Raw genomic sequence first — 16,214 nt, forward strand, 5'->3', positions numbered from 1 at the left:
AAAGCCCTCGAGCAGAAATGCCCGGGGGCTTTTTTTGTTGAGAGATGCTCAGTCTGATCAGACAGATCGGACTGATTGATCTGACGGGTCGCAAAGATCACATCCCTGCCTGCCCCAAATTCGGCGCGGAAATGGTGGTGCGGACCGCCAAACAGGGCGAAAACGCAGGCCGGACATTCTTCGGCTGCAGCAAGTATCCGGGGTGCAGGGGTACAGTAGAAATTGAGGGCTAAATTCAGATCGCAGCACAAGTTGTTTTGATGTTGCTGCTGTTTCGCAGGTGAAAAGTTAGATTTTCTACTCTCTACTTTCTACTATCAACTCTCTATCAAAATACCCCCAAGGGGACTCGAACCCCTGTTACCGGGATGAGAACCCGGCGTCCTAGGCCGCTAGACGATGGGGGCCTGGTACAACTGCCGGCGTGCAAGGCGTATGCCGGCGCTTATATTCAGAGAATAGCGGCGGGTGGATTTGAACCACCGACCTTAGGCTTATGAATCCCACGCTCTAACCAACTGAGCTACACCGCCGAAAGTCTCGAATAATACGAGACGCGTAATATTACCTATTGAATGCATGAGTTCAAGAAAAAATTTTCTTTTTTTTAATTCCAAAATCTGAAATAATTATTTCATCTGACGATTTATTTATGTAACCTTATTCAAGATAAAAGTTTATCCTTATACGGCTCGTCTGATAATGTGTATTTTTGTTCGTTTTCACTTGAAAACGGAATTGATCTGTATAGAATACTGCCGAGTCAATTTGTAAAAAAATATTTAAATCTAACGTAATCTATTAAATTATGGAGAAAACATGAAAAAGGCAGCATTCGCGGCAGTTACAATGCTTATGCTAACGTCTTGTAAAATTGCCTCCGCGGCCGAAACCGCCGCCCAGGCTTCACCCTCAAGAGCGGGCGATTTCGCCCCGTGGCTCGGTGTTGCAGCGGCCGTTCTGGCGCTGATTTTCGCACTGTTCTTCTACAGGAAGATGATGTCGGCTTCCGAGGGCACCGAACAGATGAAAACGATCGCAAACCACGTAAAAGACGGAGCTTACGCGTATCTCTACCGTCAGTACAGGGTGGTAGGCATCGTCTTTGCGATACTGTTCGTTATCTTCGCTATTCTGGCGTACATGGGTGTTCAGAACCCGTTTGTGCCGGTGGCGTTCCTTACAGGCGGCTTTTTCAGCGGCCTTTGCGGATTCCTCGGCATGAAAACGGCGACAAACGCCTCTGCCAGGACAGCGCAGGGTGCCAGCGAAGGCCTCAACCGCGGCTTGCAGGTCGCGTTCCGCTCGGGTGCGGTTATGGGTCTGGTCGTTGTGGGCTTTGGCCTGCTGGACATCGCACTGTGGTACCTGATCCTCGATAAGATTGTCTATACTGCCGGCAATATGGCCAACGGCCTCTCGTTCATGGGGCTTACGCTTGTTAAGGCCGGCATGGACGAGCATCATAAACTCGTTGAAATAACAACCACCATGATTACCTTCGGCATGGGTGCTTCGACACAGGCACTCTTCGCACGTGTCGGCGGCGGTATCTATACCAAGGCCGCGGACGTTGGTGCCGACCTTGTCGGCAAGGTAGAAGCCGGCATACCCGAAGATGACCCGCGTAACCCCGCAACTATCGCTGATAACGTAGGCGATAACGTCGGTGATGTTGCCGGCATGGGTGCTGACCTCTACGAGAGCTACTGCGGCTCGATCCTTGCAACCGCGGCGCTTGGAGCGGCTCTTTCGCCCTTGACAATTGAACATATGGGTGTTCAGAGCAGGGCGATGGTCGTGCTTGCCCCGATGGTCGTTGCGGCTATCGGAATTGTTCTCTCGATTATCGGCATCTTCATGGTAAAATGCAAGGAGGGAGCCACCCAGAAAAACCTGCTCAAGTCGCTGCTTGTGGGTACGCTGGGCAGCTCGGTATTTATTCTGATTGCTCTGGCGATCATGGCGGCTGTAAGCTGGATTTCCTGGGGCATATTCGGCTCGGTCGTGGTCGGCCTGTTTGCCGGCGTAATAATCGGCCAGATTACAGAATACTACACATCAGATGAATATAAGCCGACAAGAGGCATCGCCGGCCAGGCTGTAATGGGCCCGGCTACCACAATTATAGACGGTTTCGCCGTCGGTATGTATTCTACCGGATACTCCGTTGTAACAATCGTCGCCGGCATCATACTTGCCTTCGCATTCGCCGGCGGTTTCACGAATATCAGCTTAGGTCTTTACGGTATCGGTTTCGCCGCGGTCGGTATGCTCTCAACTCTGGGCATCACGCTTGCTACTGACGCGTACGGCCCGATAGCCGACAACGCCGGCGGAAATGCCGAAATGTGCGGCCTGGGCAAAGAGGTTCGCGAGCGTACCGACGCTCTTGATTCACTCGGCAATACCACTGCCGCTACGGGCAAAGGCTTTGCGATAGGCTCTGCCGCTCTGACGGCGATGGCACTGCTTGCCGCGTATCTCGAAGAGGTTAGAATCTGGGTTACACGGCTTGCAACTGAAGCCGAGGACAAGGTTTACCAGGTTGGGGACAAGGTTTTCAGCGCTGACGGCAGCATCGAGGGAACAATAAACGCTGCGGCGGCACCTATAACCGATTTTGTAAGCGCCTATGATTTGACAATCATGAATCCAAAACTCATCGGCGGGTTGTTTATCGGTGCTATGATGGCGTTTGTATTCTGCGCTTTGACCATGAAGGCCGTCGGCAGGGCTGCCGGTTCGATGGTCGAAGAAGTCCGCCGCCAGTTCAAAGAGATCAAAGGCATCATGGACGGCTCGGGTACTCCCGATTATGCCCGCTGTGTCGAGATTTCAACTGCCGGAGCTCAGCGTGAAATGATACTGCCGTCGCTGCTGGCGATAATCGTTCCGGTTGCGGTCGGGCTGCTGCTGGGTGTTGCCGGTGTTTTGGGACTGCTTGCAGGCGGTCTGACGGCCGGTTTTGTTCTTGCTATCACACTCAACAACGCCGGCGGGGCGTGGGATAATGCCAAAAAGTACATCGAACGCGGCGCACACGGCGGCAAAGGCTCAGAAGCTCACAAGGCCAGCGTTGTAGGCGATACAGTCGGCGATCCTTTCAAGGATACGTCCGGTCCGAGCCTTAACATCCTCATCAAGCTGATGACAATGGTATCGGTTGTGTTCTCGGGTGTTATTGTTAAATACGGAACGCAGATAGCAGAGCTCTTCGGCATGAACTAAACTCCTATGCTTAAAGGGTTTAATGCAAAACCTGTATAAAAAAACACAAAGCCGCCTTTATTTTAAGGGCGGCTTTTTCGTTTGTGCGCACGGTAGGGCACACTTGCCTGGGAATGTTCTCCTATGGGTCCGGTACAGTATGGCCCACTCGATATAAATTGTGGAATAGTTCCGCTCCAAGCTGACTAAAGAGTAGGATTGTTTGTGAAACATCTGTTACCTAACCTCTTTTGGAATATAATGTTACACGTATTTATTTAAAAAAACTATAATATTCTTGACATTTGAGGCGTTCTAAGTGTAAAATACGCATAAGTATTATTCAAAATACAAGCTTTTGGAAATTAGGGAAAAGTTTCCGTTTTGCAGTTTTTATTGTGTGCGTACAGTGTACGTTGAGCAGATGCAAAATAAAATATTGTAAGAAAGAGAATATTTAAGATTAGGGAAAATGAAATGAAAGCAAAAAAGAATCTCATAGTGCTGTGCGCTGTTTTCGCAGCTTTAACATCAATCACAAATGCCGCTTTCATACTGGAAGAATCTTTTGAATCACCAGTAATAACTCCTGATAAACAGGACGGTTTTCTGAAAAGTTATTACTCAAGCAATGATCCGGGTACCTATTTTGGCTCATGGCTTATTGTGTCCGGAAGTATCGAAGTGGCTAATGATACTTATTCGAGCAGCACCTTTGATGCCTATGATGGGCACCAGCGTATAGCATTAAACGGAGATGAACCCGGCAGGATAGGCATCGAGCTTGCTACTACAGTTGATCAAGAGTATGAGGTCGAGTTCTACATCTACAAAGATTTTGATGTAACCGTAGGTTTTGCCGCCAACTCCGGTGATAATTTCCTGGCCTCCAAGACATCCAGTGCGGGCGGGGACAGTTGGCAAAAGGTAACATGGAATTTCACCGCACAGGGAACAAGTACATGGCTGTTCTTCGAGGGCGATGCCAATACAGAGGCAACGGGGCCGAGTCTGGATATGGTAACCGTAGAGCCGGTTCCAGAGCCGGCGACTGTTATGATCTTTGCTCTTGGCGGTATCGGTATGCTGAGCATGAGGCGACACAAATAGCCTCTATAGTCTGCGGTTCAAATCAAAGTATCTACATCTGGTCTCGAGCCTGGAATAAACGGCACATGCACTTTTATCAGCAGCAAAAGAATACGGCCGGCATCTTTTTAATAAAGCTACCGGCCGTAAGAAGATTTAAGTTTCAAGTATCACAGAAGACAGTATTATTTTTTTCTGGCAGCGAAGATTCCGCCGATAGCGAGTAGAAGCATCGTTGCCGGCTCAGGTATCTGAACCATCTCTACTGCAACATCGTCAAACGCCGGGCTGTCAGCGCCTGGGATCAGGCTTTGGAAACTTATTGTGGTAACTTCTTCTGTTGCGGAGAAGTTCATTACCTGTTGCGTCCAGCCCATATTTGCTCTTGTGTAGCCGGTTGTGTCAAAGTCGAACTGCTGCGAAACGCCGGCTGCTGTTACAATAGTCTTGACGATTCCGCCTACTACTTCCGGGTTGCCCGCGTACATGAAAGTCAGCTCGTAGATCGCCTGAGGTATTGTGGCTATCTGCTGGCTGATAACGCCCGGGTCAAGCCCGTTAAGTGCCAGGCTCTGGTCGCCGGAAGCAGGAGCCCAGTCCTGATAAATCAGATCGACTGAGTAGCCCTCAGAGATTGTCCATCCCGGGATGTCAGAACCTGAGAGCAGATAAGCCGTTTCCGTCAGCTCCGGCTGCTCAAATCCGCCGTTAACGATAAGATTTGCATTTACCGACATTACAAGTACCATCATTGTTGTTATAATTGTTTTACACATGTCTCATTTCCTTTCTCCATTGGATTCTTAATTTCTCTATGCAGCATAGACATTTACACTGCAATAGTCAGAAGCACTTACAGTCGCGGCTCTACGTTGTGCCGCATCAAGCCTTCTAATTTTATTAACTTTTTTCCCGTTCTTCTCAAAGTCTCAATACACCTTTTTCTTTCACTTTGTGAAAACTGTATTTCTTTTCCCACTATTTTTTCAAGTGCCCTCCCGGGTTGAATCAGTGTCCAACCCGGAGGGGCAATTTTAAAATCTTTATTAAATTCGTTTTCTGCGAATAAATAATCCGCCAATTGCCAGTATAGCTATTGCAGCCGGCTCGGGGATTTGAGTCATTACAACAGATACATCATCTATAGCAGGGCTGTTGATACCATCGATAAGGCTTTCAAAACTTACCGTTGTTACATTGTCTGTTGCGGCGAAAACAAGCACCTGCTGGGTCCAGCCCATGTCTGCGTGTGTATAGCCGGTGGTGTCAAAATCGTACTGCTGTGATGAGCCCGCAGCTGTAACCAGAGTCTTGGCAATTCCACCCTCGATTGCAGGATTGCCCGCATACATGAAAGTCAGCTCATATATAGCCTGTGGAATCGTGGCTATCTGCTGAGTAATCTTACCATATGTCAGGGCGTTAAGTGCCAGGCTCTGGTCGCCCGAAGCCGCAACCCATTTGTCGCTTGGGTGCGCCAGGTCAACTGCATAGCCGTCCGGTATAACCCATCCGGGGATGTCTGTGCCTGTCAGATTGTAAGCCGTTGCTGTCACCGCCGGATCTTCAAATCCGCTGTTGACGATGAGATTTGCATTTACTGTTAATGCAAGTACCATGATTGTTGTTATAATTGTTTTACACATGTCTCAATTCCTTTCCCTGTGATTTGAGTTCTACGCACTCATTCCCGGGAAAGCTGATACAGCCTTCCCGGGGCGAGTGTAATGATTATATATAGCACAATGCTATTTATATTTACTTTTAAAATTTACTTTGTCATATTCGGGGGAAGAGATGCAGGCTGATACGCCGTTTAGATGATATCACGCGAAAGCTGATATCGCATTACACATCTCTTTTATCCCTTCATATTCCACACTTTGTTAAAACGCTTCATAACCCAACAGCTTACACAATTGCAAACTGCCGGTTATCTACCCGATAAACTGCATCGTCATTCGACTGCCGTTTATATATACAGCCCGCCGCCGTTTCGATGCAGATACTTCGAGCATCGTCCGTGTCATGCATAGACTATGCAAACAGCGCTAAGGAGACAAAGACGGATATTGCAAAGGCAGTCATAGACGCTTCGCAAGTCTCTGCTTTATGCGCAGACCTAAAAAGGTCCTTTCACATTTTCCACACACTCACACATATTCTCTTTTCCCTTCATCCAGGGTTACAAACCCCGGAAGACGCACAAACATGGAGATAAACTCCAAACGTTGTTGAAACGTATCTTATACAATCCTCAGTGAATATTGGATATGGCGGCAATCCGTCCAAAAGAACAGCAAGACGCTGGTGGACTGATAGCTCGCTGCGTATTGACACATAGATCGCCCAGATGCGCGAGTGTTTTATATGATTCTTCTGCGGATGAATTAAAGTGCCGGCGCAGCATCGACAGATGCAGCCGAACTTGATTTCAGAGATGAAATGCACAATGGCATTCCATTGATCCTTTTCCCAAAGGTTCTCTCCGCCAAATCACCGGAATCATACAATCTCGATATATCACACTCGATCCGGCAATACTTTTCACCAATATTCAACTTTGGAAAAAAAGAGATACTTTTCATACACTGATGCGATTTAATAAATCTCTTTTTATCACCCTTTTTTATTTCTCTATCTTCACGAGTCATTGTAAGCCATTGAGCAGGACAAAGTCAAGCATAAAACTAAATTATTTTAATTTAATTTCGCAGCTGTCATTTAAGTTGCTGCCTGCTAAGGAGTTTACAATTATCCGTAAAGCAGAGTAAAATCAGGCTCAAAGCCTGGAATTGACTTAATATTAACTTTTCACACAACCCGTTTTTTTTAGCGTTGGTATGCCGTTTCACCCTTGCGGCATACCAACGCATTTATAATTAGTCTTTTATTTTCTTTTACGTGCCAGAAGGCCGCCGACTGCAAGAACAACAAGTGTTGCCGGTTCAGGTATCTGGACAAGATTTACAGCGATATCATCAAGAGCCACACCGCATTCGCCATTATTGAGGCTTTCGAAGATCAGCCAGGTAGATTCCTTTTGAGCTGTGAAGAGCCATATCTCTTCTCTCCAGCCCATATCCTGATAGGTCCTGCCCGCGGCATCAAAATTGAACTGCTTATAGTCGATAAAAGCACCGACAGGCGCATCTGCGATTTTTGTACGCATAAGTTTCATTGTCGGCGGATAGGGTGTCGTCGGGTTTGCGGCAAGCATGAAGGATAATTCATAGGTTGCCCCCGGAACTGTTTGCAGCTCTTGGGCTATTATGCCCGGCGAACTTGCATTCAAATCCAGGCTCTGCTCGCCGGAATAAGCCGGCCACAGCTCGTTGACCAGGTCAACGCTCTGGATAACGACCCATCCGTTAATGTCAAGGCCGGGGCCGTAACGTGTGAATCCGCTTGAATTTCCCGAGGCGTCAGGTGCCTCAAAACCGCCGTTAGTTACCATTGCATTTGCGCATATTGCGCAAGCAAACATCAAGGTTGTTAGTAATTTACACATCTCTTGGTTCCTTTCATCAAAGGTTCTCCTCAATTAAGCCGGATGGCACACTCTGTGCCAGACGCATTTGCCGACCTAATTAAATTTTAAATCACAAGAGTGGGGAAGACAAGAATTGACACGTACACATCTCTATCATTTCACTCACTCTCTCTCTTTTCTCTTCTATCATCACCATAAGCATTGTATCTTTCAGGAGTCCTTTGGGTCAAGTAAAAAAAATAAATTTCTGAAAATACTCAAAACCTAAGTGTGTAAGTTCTTTTTAGAAATGAAGATGAGATTATGTTAATTTCTTTGTTTTATTGCTGTATTCTGTTTGTTTATGTGAATCTGTTTCTCGTTTTCAGTGCGTTTCTGCGCGCAAAAACGTATTAAACAGTATTGCCGCGGCGGGCTTATCTATTCATACAGACCGCAGGGGAGGATACATAGCTTTGAATAAATCCGTTTGCCGGCAAAATAAAGGCTCAAATTTTATGTTTTTTTCTTGAAACTTGTTTTTTTATGTGTAATATTGCCAATCTTTCAGCGTATATCGAATAGATATTTTGTATGTAAACCCTTAAAGCAACTGCTTAGAAGGAGCTTAAATATGTCAAGAGTATGTCATTTTACAGGTAGAAGAACAACTGCAGGCCGCAGCATAGTACGAAGCGGTAAGCCCAAACGCAGGGGCGGTGTTGGTCTCAATATTCGCGGCGTGAGCAGAAGGAAGTTCAAACCGAACATCCAGAAGGTACGCGCTGTCGTTGACGGCAAGGTTACGCGTATCAACGTATCGGCCAAGGCCATAAAGATGGGCCTTGTTGTCAAGCCGCCAAAGAGAAACTGGAAAGCGGCCGAAGCAGCCGAATAAAGTTTTGCAAAACATATAGTTATGTAAATTATAACAGGCGACGGCTGCGCAGGTCTCGCCTGTTTTTTTATTTATACAGAAACAGGACTTGCATGACAGGTAATATTAGTTGATTTTTAACGTAAACCCTGTAAAGAATGCCTGTTATCCGTTTTAGTTCACATAGAGGTTTAAAATGTCATCAAAAATCACAGAACAACAGGTCCGCGACGTGGCACTGCTTTCGCGGCTGAATCTCAGCGAGACGGAGATCCATGATTTCGCCGACCAGCTCAGCTCAATCCTGAGCTACGTTGACAAGCTCAATGAGCTCGATACAGAGGGCATCGAGCCGCTGGCGCATTGTCTGCCGGTCTCGAACGTATTCCGCGCCGATGAGCCGCACCAGCCGCTGGACAGGGAACAGGCCCTGCACAATGCGCCGCACCGAGATGAAGAGTTTTTCCGCGTACCTCCAATACTTGACGATAATTCCGGGGCATAAGCTCCGTTTATTTAAGGATTCAATTTATGTCTGACATACTCAAAATGACCTGTCTCGAGCTGCGGGACGCCATCGCGGCAGGTGAGATAAAATCATCCGACGCCGTTAAGGCGTATTTTGACTGTATTGATGCAGCCGAGCCAAAGATTGATGCGTATCTGAGCACATTCAAAGATACGGCTCTCGAACGGGCTGCTCAGATTGACGATAAAATAGCCGCCGGCAAAAAGCCGGGTCAGCTTGCCGGCGTGCCGGTAGCCGTCAAGGACAACATGACCACCGATTTCGGCAAGACAACCTGCGCTTCAAAGATACTGGCGAATTTTGAGGCTCCATACAACGCCACGGCAGTCCAGAAACTGCTCGATGCCGGCGCGGTAATTCTCGGCAAGCTCAACATGGACGAGTTCGCGATGGGCTCGAGTACCGAAAACTCCGGGATCAAACAGACCCGCAACCCCTGGAACACAGGTTGTGTTCCCGGCGGCAGCAGCGGCGGCTCGGCCGCGGCGGTCGCAGCGCGTATGTGCGCTTCGGCGCTCGGTTCAGATACCGGCGGCTCGATTCGCCAGCCCGCGGCATTCTGCGGAGTTGTCGGCATGAAGCCCACATACGGCCGCGTATCACGTTACGGGCTGGTGGCTTTCGGCTCAAGCCTCGACCAGATCGGCCCGCTGACGCATGATGTCAAAGATGCCGCACTTATGCTAAACGTTATCGCCGGTCATGACAGCCGCGACAGCACCAGTGTCAGCGAAGAGCTCGCGCCGCGGTGCGACTGCCTCGCCGATATCGATAACCCCTTCGAAGGGCTGCGGATAGCCGTTGTACCAGAGTATAACGACAGCGCCGAAGCCCAGACCGCCGCGGCAATCCGCAGGGCAATAGAGCAGTACCGCTCGCTCGGCGCCGAGATAGTGGAAATCCAGATGCCCCATGCCGACTATGCCATCGCGGCGTATTATCTTATCGCAACCGCCGAGGCATCCAGCAACCTTGCCCGCTTCGACGGCGTGCGCTACGGACACCGCAGCGAAAACGTAAAGAGCTATATCGACGTGTACAACATGAGCCGCGAGGAGGGCTTCGGCCAGGAGGTCAAGCGCCGGATAATGCTCGGAACTTACGCCCTCTCAAGCGGTTACTACGACGCGTATTATCTCAAGGCGCTCAAGGTGCGAAACCTTATCCGCAGGGATTACCAGGCGGCATTCGAAAGGGCGGACGCTCTGCTGATGCCGGTATCGCCGACGACGGCGTTTAAAATCGGCGAAAAGACAGACGACCCGCTGCAGATGTACCTGGCGGATATCTACACAATCTCGCTGAACCTCGCCGGAGTTCCCGGAATCAGCATCCCCTGCGGCATGGATTCAAACGGTATGCCCATAGGTATGCAGCTGGCAGCCCCGGCGTTCCAGGAACAAAAACTACTGCGCATCGCCAGAATGTACGAGACCGCCTCCGGAATTACAAACCTCTCGCCGGGGGAGAATTAAGAATTAAGAATTAGGAATACTAATCCAGTAAATCCTGTAATCCTGTCAAAGAAGTTAATTAGGAATTAAAACAGCAAGTGGACATGATTAACGGGATTGTATAAGGGCGTAGAATGGATAGAGCCCGGCAGGGCAGAGATGGAATAGAATAATGCCTGAGAAAGATTTAATCACAAAGCAGAGTCAAAATATTATAATTTACACCAGCCCCGACGGCAAAGCATCGGTTGCCCTTTACGCCAAAGACGGCACCGTCTGGATGAATCAGAAGCAAATCGCAGAACTTTTTGCCACATCTGTACCCAATGTCAGTATGCATATATCTAACATATTTAAAAAGCTGGAATTAGACGAAAATTCAGTTATTAAGGATTACTTAACAACTGCCGACGACGGCATCAGGCATCAGAGCCGCGACAGTAATGGAGCGGTTAGGTTGGACGCAGAATTAGGCATCAGGCAATAGGCAGTCTGCGGCATTTTATCTGGAGTGCGCGCGACAACGAGCGAAGCGAGGCGGCGCCGCTTTTTGGTACGTCTTAGCGGTATTTTATAGTTGCAGCGGCGTAAAGTAGGGCAGGCATCCCTGCCTGCCATTGTGTAACGTTCTTAATAATAAAACGTTACGTTTCGCATCAGCCTTTAAAAGCGGTGCCGCGCCGGCGATTGCCGCCGCTCCAAAAAAAATCACACACTTATCGCTGTTTTTTTCTCGCTTGTTATTGAAAAATATTTAAATCACTGTAAAATTTAACTTTAAGTTGTTTTTGACAGGATTACAGTATTAACAGGATTATGTAAGGGCGTATAATCTCAATGCGGCGAGAAGAAAAGTGATATGCTAAAACTCATTGTGTAGAAAAACAGAAATGTACTTGATATTTTGTCACTTATTATGTTGCTTGAAAGAGGATTGATCATATAATGTCGTACGTTGAATCCAGTTAACACATTTATTTAGTAAAGGCATCTCATTAAAGAGAAGTCAGATTTGCTTATATGGTCAAGATCAAAGATAAACCCGCGGTAGAACGTCCAAGAGAAAGACTCCTCAAGAAAGGGCCGGATGCTCTCTCCAAGAGTGATCTTTTAGCTGTACTCTTAGGAAGTGGAATTAAAGGGAAGAATGTTCAGCAATTATCACAACATATTATAAGAAAATTCGGAGATAATTTCCTAAATATCACTGCTGCCGATTTACAGGCTATATCAGGCATTGGACAAGCAAAGGCCTTACAGATAGTCGCTGCGATATCATTGGTAAAGAGGTTTTTTAAGCCCTGCGAAGATGAAATTCAAATCATCAACAGCCAAGATGTATTAAATGTGACAAGTGAATTTAGGAATAAAAAGAAAGAGCATTTGATAAGCTTGTACCTGAATGCGAGAAATGGGCTTATTAAAAAGGAAACTATTAGTGTAGGGATCCTTGACAAGACCTTGTTACATCCGAGAGAAATATTTAGTCCTGCAATAGAATCCAATGCCGCGAGCCTTATTCTTGTCCATAATCATCCCACAGGTGATTACGCGCCAAGCGAAAGAGACAACGTAATTATAAAAAAACTGATAGAAGCCGGGCAAATTATGGGCATACCAGTGATTGACTTTGTAATAATTTCATCAAAGGGTTGCTTTAGTTTTTTTAACAGTTCTAATAAGGTAAAGACGCTTGATTATATCGCAGAGGGGGAACTGAGGACATTATGGGATCTATTGGAAGAAGACAAAATTTCATACACAAAGAGTTTCACAGTTGCAAGTCATCACCACTTTAAGTCAGAAGAACCCCCAGATGGACACTTTAGCCTCCAAAATAGGCGTTATTTAGGGAATAAGTACAGATTATTAGGTTTTATCGAGGATATAATAGCCGAGAAATGCGGACCAGTAGAAACCTTTTGTGATATTTTTGCGGGTACTGGCGTGGTTGGCGAAAGATTCAACGATAGAGAAATAGCAATTATATCAAACGATTTATTGTACTCAAACTATATCTGTTTGCATGCATTTTTAGGAGTTTGTTCAGATGTGTATATAGATGTTCAGAACAAAATTGAGTTATTAAACAATATTGAACCAAAAGAAGAAAATTATTTTTCTGAAAATTTTGGAGGCACATATTTTTCAAATGAAAATGCCAGAAAAATTGGCGCTATCAGGGAGCATATTGAAGTAATCTCATCTGATTCTGATGAGAAGAACATACTTCTCTGCTCTTTACTGTACGCTGCAGATAAGGTAGCGAATACAGTTGGTCATTACGATGCTTTCAGAAAAAAATTGGACATGTTGAAGCCTATAAGATTACAAATCCCTCATATTCAATACTGGAATAACCAGAACAACGAAGTATATAACGAGGATGCCAACGAACTTATAAAAAAAATATACTGTGACGTATTATACTTGGACCCTCCTTATAATTCTCGGCAGTATTCGGATGCTTATCACCTATTAGAAAATTTAGCAGAGTGGTCTATGCCGGCCGTCACTGGTTTAGCGAGAAAAATGGATCGTAAGCATATCAAAAGCGATTATTGTCAAAAAAATGCAACTTCTGCATTTGCAAACCTGATTTATAATGCCAAATGTAAACATATCTTACTCTCCTACAATAACACAGGTGAGACTAAAGACGGTCGGTCTAATGCCCGAATAGATGATAAAGACATAATGCAGATCTTAAGTGAAAGAGGCTCTGTCGAAGTGTTTGAGAAAGATTATAAGGCTTTCACAGCGGGCAAAAGTAACGATGAAAACAATGCAGAGCGAATTTTTTATTGCAAAATAAGGGGTTAATATGAGAAAACCATGGTCAATTACTACCACTCTTAGAAATCCAAACCGGCTAAAAGATTTTTTAATGGTTTTGCATGAATTAAACGGATTAGAATGGTCAAAAGAAAACCAGATAAAGTATCAGATTCTTTTGATTAAGAATAGAATTTACGGTTACGGCAGTCCCCAATTCTATTCTGACCTGCCAAGCGAATTAGTGGATTTGATAAATGATTTGTCCAAAGATATCTCATTTGAGAAAGCAAAAGATATCTTTCATTTGAAGCAATACAAAGATCCAGATATGCGGGGCAGACAGTCAATAAATCCTTTAAAGAAATTTGGTTTTGTTTCTATAATAAACGGGATATTAAATATAACTGAATTAGGAAAACTTTTTCTTTATGAAGAATCAGACCCTAGTGAAGTTTTTCTGAAAAGTTTTTTAAAGTGGCAGATCCCCAGCCCTGGCAGTAGAGATTACAGTTTTAATCAGGGCTATGACGTAAAGCCATTTCTAGCAACTTTGCATTTAATAAATCGTGTTAATGAAAAAGAAACTGATAAAGGTGGAAAACCAAAGGGGCTCAGCAGAAAGGAATTTTCTTTATTCGTTCCAACTTTAGTAAACCACGCAGACATTGAAGAATATGCTGAAAAAATAAGCTCTCTGAGGTCGCTAATGAATAGACTCTCTAAAGATGAACAAAAAGAAAATTTTGAGAATTATAAAAGAAAATTCATTGGTGAATTTCTGAACACCTCAGACGAATCCAATATATCCAGGGTAGTTAATAATCTTGACGATTATAGTGATAATGCTATTAGGTATTTTAGATTGACCGGCTATATTCACATTAGGGGCAATGGGTACTATGTTGATTTAGAGCCGCGCAGATCCGTGGAAATCGAATCATTGCTTGGGGCTGACAATGCGGCGGCATTTCGCTTTGAGGATACAGAAGAATATATCGGATTTATGTCAGACATTTCTCTGCCTAAGTTGCCGTGGGAGACAAGGGAAAAACACTTAAAAATAGTTAGTGTTTTGTCTGATGAGATTGTAAAACTAGAAAATGATTTAAATCAACCAAACATAGCCATAAAACAACTTTCTAAAATGTCAGATGCTAATCTAAAGGAATATATAGCATATCTTAGAAAATATCGCCGAGAGCTGCAAGGTCAAAAAATTTATCAGGAATCGCAAAAAGTTGAGGTCATAAAGTCTTATATAAATTCATTCTCTAATATTTACGAGATGGACAATCGTGCATTATTATTAGAAAAATTTTCAGCACTAAGTCTGAACGCATTAAATGATGCCATAAAGATTCTTCCTAATTACCCCGTGGGCGATGACAATGAACCTACAAATACTGCACCGGGGAACATGCCTGATATTGAGTGCTTTTATGAGAGTTTTAACTCAATATGCGAAGTTACTATGCTTAGAAATCGTGACCAATGGTTTAATGAGGGGCAGCCTGTTATGAGACATTTAAGGGATTTCGAAGACAAGTACCCTGATAAAAAGGCTTATTGTCTTTTCATAGCTCCAGTAATTCATAGGGATACAAGAAATACCTTTTGGACTGCTGCTAAATATGAATACGAAGGGCGAAAGCAGAAAATAATACCATTATCTTTTGCAGATTTCATTGAAATATTAAATGTTCTACTGGGTTTAAAATTGAAAAACTCTTCTATGGCTCATACAAGTCTTGTGGAGCTATTTGAAGATATTTTAGATTTCGTTAAGACGGGCAATGATTCCGGAGCTTGGATAAATAATATCCCGACAAAAATTCAAAATTGGAAAACGAGGCTATTGGCAGGCTGATGAAAACAAATACATTATATCATGGAGACTGCGTCATTATTTTAAATCAGGAAGTCGATCCCTCGAGTGTAGATTTGATATTTGCTGATCCTCCTTATAATTTGTCTGGTAATGGTTTAAGTTGGAAGGGTAATAAAACCGGAGGGGACTGGTACATGGTGAATGAGAGTTGGGACAAGATGTCTGAACCGGAATATATGTCATTTACCAGAGATTGGATATCTGCTTGTGACAGGGTATTGAAAGACACAGGATCTATATTTGTAGCTTGTAGTTACCATAATATCAGTGAAGTAATGATAGTGCTTAAGCAGTTAGAATACAAAATAAATAACATAATAACCTGGTACAAAACCAATTCTATGCCAAATATGACAAAGCGTGTTTTTACTCATTCAACAGAATTTGTCGTTTGGGCAGCCAAGGGTAGTGGGTGGACTTTTAATTACGATAAGTTGAAAGAGATTAACCCAAACAAACAAAAAAATGGACACTCTAAACAAATGCGAGATCTTTGGGAAATGCCCTTGGTGCAAGGAAAGGAGCGTATCAGAGGCAAAGATGGGAGGGCTGTACATCCCACTCAAAAACCAGAAGAAATGCTAAAGAGAATCATTCTTGGGTGTTCTAAAGAAAAAGATTTAATACTTGATCCCTTTTTAGGTAGTGGAACAACAACCTATGTTGCAGGTGTTTATGGCCGCAAGTGGATAGGAATAGAGAAAGATGCTGATTATATCAAAGTTGCTCAAAATAGGATGAATAGTATATCACAGTATTCAGATTAGTAGTAGTTGATGCAGTAACTAGAGTAAACACTGGAATAAGACGGATTGAGCAGCAGACAGGAACCCGCTCGTAACTGATGCCAATAAGGTTACAAAAATCCAGTAAATCCAGTAATCCTGTCAAAAAAATATTATTCTGGGGTTGAGGTT

At 44.7% G+C, this 16,214-nt stretch carries 13 protein-coding genes and 2 tRNA genes; 10 read left to right on the forward strand and 5 right to left on the reverse strand.

Translation table 11 applies throughout. The annotated features are described in order from the left end of the window. Positions 1-44 precede the first annotated feature (44 nt). Entirely contained in the window at positions 45-233 is a 189-nt protein-coding gene (locus SMSP2_RS00375) for a topoisomerase DNA-binding C4 zinc finger domain-containing protein (protein ID WP_146682056.1), read from the forward strand. Between the two features lie 101 nt (positions 234-334). On the opposite strand, the gene SMSP2_RS00380 is transcribed toward SMSP2_RS00375, so the two are convergent. Both SMSP2_RS00380 and SMSP2_RS00385 read right to left on the reverse strand, forming a co-directional pair. After that, positions 335-407 (reverse strand) — tRNA-Glu (locus SMSP2_RS00380). 52 nt (positions 408-459) lie between these two features. Further along, positions 460-533, reverse strand: a tRNA-Met gene (locus SMSP2_RS00385). A 286-nt stretch (positions 534-819) separates the two neighbouring features. Between SMSP2_RS00385 and SMSP2_RS00390 the strand changes: the two genes are divergently transcribed. Together SMSP2_RS00390 and SMSP2_RS00395 are read left to right on the forward strand one after the other, a co-directional pair. Continuing rightward, the gene (locus tag SMSP2_RS00390) at positions 820-3,231 is read left to right on the forward strand and encodes a sodium-translocating pyrophosphatase (RefSeq protein ID WP_222566373.1); all 2,412 of its coding nucleotides are present in this window, start codon (positions 820-822) and stop codon (positions 3,229-3,231) included. A 456-nt stretch (positions 3,232-3,687) separates the two neighbouring features. Then, positions 3,688-4,320, forward strand: a complete 633-nt coding sequence (locus SMSP2_RS00395; RefSeq protein ID WP_146682057.1) for a PEP-CTERM sorting domain-containing protein — start codon at positions 3,688-3,690, stop codon at positions 4,318-4,320. Positions 4,321-4,484: 164 nt separating this feature from the next. On the opposite strand, the gene SMSP2_RS00400 is transcribed toward SMSP2_RS00395, so the two are convergent. From SMSP2_RS00400 to SMSP2_RS00410, 3 genes are all read right to left on the reverse strand, one after another. Beyond that, positions 4,485-5,075, reverse strand: coding sequence for a choice-of-anchor C family PEP-CTERM protein (locus tag SMSP2_RS00400; protein ID WP_146684779.1), 591 nt, complete (start codon positions 5,073-5,075; stop codon positions 4,485-4,487). Between the two features lie 270 nt (positions 5,076-5,345). Beyond that, entirely contained in the window at positions 5,346-5,945 is a 600-nt protein-coding gene (locus tag SMSP2_RS00405) for a DUF642 domain-containing protein (RefSeq protein ID WP_146682058.1), read from the reverse strand. Between the two features lie 1,244 nt (positions 5,946-7,189). Beyond that, positions 7,190-7,810 (reverse strand): choice-of-anchor C family protein, encoded by a 621-nt coding sequence (locus tag SMSP2_RS00410; protein ID WP_146682059.1) that lies wholly within the window; start codon positions 7,808-7,810, stop codon positions 7,190-7,192. Positions 7,811-8,405: 595 nt separating this feature from the next. On the opposite strand from SMSP2_RS00410, the gene rpmB reads away from it, so the two are divergent. The 7 genes from rpmB (at position 8,406) to SMSP2_RS00445 (ending at position 16,064) form a co-directional block, all read left to right on the forward strand. Beyond that, a complete protein-coding gene (gene rpmB / locus SMSP2_RS00415) occupies positions 8,406-8,669 on the forward strand; it encodes a 50S ribosomal protein L28 (RefSeq protein ID WP_146682060.1) in 264 nt (87 codons plus the stop codon). A gap of 175 nt (positions 8,670-8,844) precedes the next feature. After that, the gene (gatC, locus tag SMSP2_RS00420) at positions 8,845-9,153 is read left to right on the forward strand and encodes an Asp-tRNA(Asn)/Glu-tRNA(Gln) amidotransferase subunit GatC (RefSeq protein ID WP_146682061.1); all 309 of its coding nucleotides are present in this window, start codon (positions 8,845-8,847) and stop codon (positions 9,151-9,153) included. Between the two features lie 26 nt (positions 9,154-9,179). Continuing rightward, on the forward strand, positions 9,180-10,652 hold the full coding sequence (gene gatA, locus SMSP2_RS00425) for an Asp-tRNA(Asn)/Glu-tRNA(Gln) amidotransferase subunit GatA (protein ID WP_146682062.1): 1,473 nt from the start codon (positions 9,180-9,182) through the stop codon (positions 10,650-10,652). Positions 10,653-10,803: 151 nt separating this feature from the next. After that, positions 10,804-11,118, forward strand: coding sequence for a hypothetical protein (locus tag SMSP2_RS00430; RefSeq protein WP_222566374.1), 315 nt, complete (start codon positions 10,804-10,806; stop codon positions 11,116-11,118). 533 nt (positions 11,119-11,651) lie between these two features. Beyond that, positions 11,652-13,454 carry a RadC family protein gene (radC, locus tag SMSP2_RS00435; protein ID WP_146682063.1) on the forward strand — a complete coding sequence of 601 codons (1,803 nt, stop codon included), beginning with the start codon at positions 11,652-11,654 and terminating at the stop codon, positions 13,452-13,454. A 1-nt stretch (position 13,455) separates the two neighbouring features. Continuing rightward, entirely contained in the window at positions 13,456-15,276 is a 1,821-nt protein-coding gene (locus SMSP2_RS00440; RefSeq protein WP_146682064.1) for an AlwI family type II restriction endonuclease, read from the forward strand. Beyond that, a complete protein-coding gene (locus SMSP2_RS00445) occupies positions 15,276-16,064 on the forward strand; it encodes a DNA-methyltransferase (protein WP_146682065.1) in 789 nt (262 codons plus the stop codon). The genes SMSP2_RS00440 and SMSP2_RS00445 overlap by 1 nt, the downstream gene beginning before the upstream one ends. Positions 16,065-16,214: the final 150 nt, after the last annotated feature.

Origin of the sequence: Limihaloglobus sulfuriphilus (assembly GCF_001999965.1) — a bacterium.
GTDB classification, from domain to species: Bacteria; Planctomycetota; Phycisphaerae; order Sedimentisphaerales; family Sedimentisphaeraceae; genus Limihaloglobus; species Limihaloglobus sulfuriphilus.

What these genes read in the sequence shown, in the direction of transcription:
- SMSP2_RS00375 (WP_146682056.1), top strand. Translation starts at nt 45, where the DNA reads ATGCTCAGTCTGATCAGACAGATCGGACTGATTGATCTGACGGGTCGC.
- SMSP2_RS00390 (WP_222566373.1), top strand. Translation starts at nt 820, where the DNA reads ATGAAAAAGGCAGCATTCGCGGCAGTTACAATGCTTATGCTAACGTCT.
- SMSP2_RS00395 (WP_146682057.1), top strand. Translation starts at nt 3,688, where the DNA reads ATGAAAGCAAAAAAGAATCTCATAGTGCTGTGCGCTGTTTTCGCAGCT.
- SMSP2_RS00400 (WP_146684779.1), bottom strand. Translation starts at nt 5,075, where the DNA reads ATGTGTAAAACAATTATAACAACAATGATGGTACTTGTAATGTCGGTA.
- SMSP2_RS00405 (WP_146682058.1), bottom strand. Translation starts at nt 5,945, where the DNA reads ATGTGTAAAACAATTATAACAACAATCATGGTACTTGCATTAACAGTA.
- SMSP2_RS00410 (WP_146682059.1), bottom strand. Translation starts at nt 7,810, where the DNA reads ATGTGTAAATTACTAACAACCTTGATGTTTGCTTGCGCAATATGCGCA.
- rpmB (WP_146682060.1), top strand. Translation starts at nt 8,406, where the DNA reads ATGTCAAGAGTATGTCATTTTACAGGTAGAAGAACAACTGCAGGCCGC.
- gatC (WP_146682061.1), top strand. Translation starts at nt 8,845, where the DNA reads ATGTCATCAAAAATCACAGAACAACAGGTCCGCGACGTGGCACTGCTT.
- gatA (WP_146682062.1), top strand. Translation starts at nt 9,180, where the DNA reads ATGTCTGACATACTCAAAATGACCTGTCTCGAGCTGCGGGACGCCATC.
- SMSP2_RS00430 (WP_222566374.1), top strand. Translation starts at nt 10,804, where the DNA reads ATGCCTGAGAAAGATTTAATCACAAAGCAGAGTCAAAATATTATAATT.
- radC (WP_146682063.1), top strand. Translation starts at nt 11,652, where the DNA reads ATGGTCAAGATCAAAGATAAACCCGCGGTAGAACGTCCAAGAGAAAGA.
- SMSP2_RS00440 (WP_146682064.1), top strand. Translation starts at nt 13,456, where the DNA reads ATGAGAAAACCATGGTCAATTACTACCACTCTTAGAAATCCAAACCGG.
- SMSP2_RS00445 (WP_146682065.1), top strand. Translation starts at nt 15,276, where the DNA reads ATGAAAACAAATACATTATATCATGGAGACTGCGTCATTATTTTAAAT.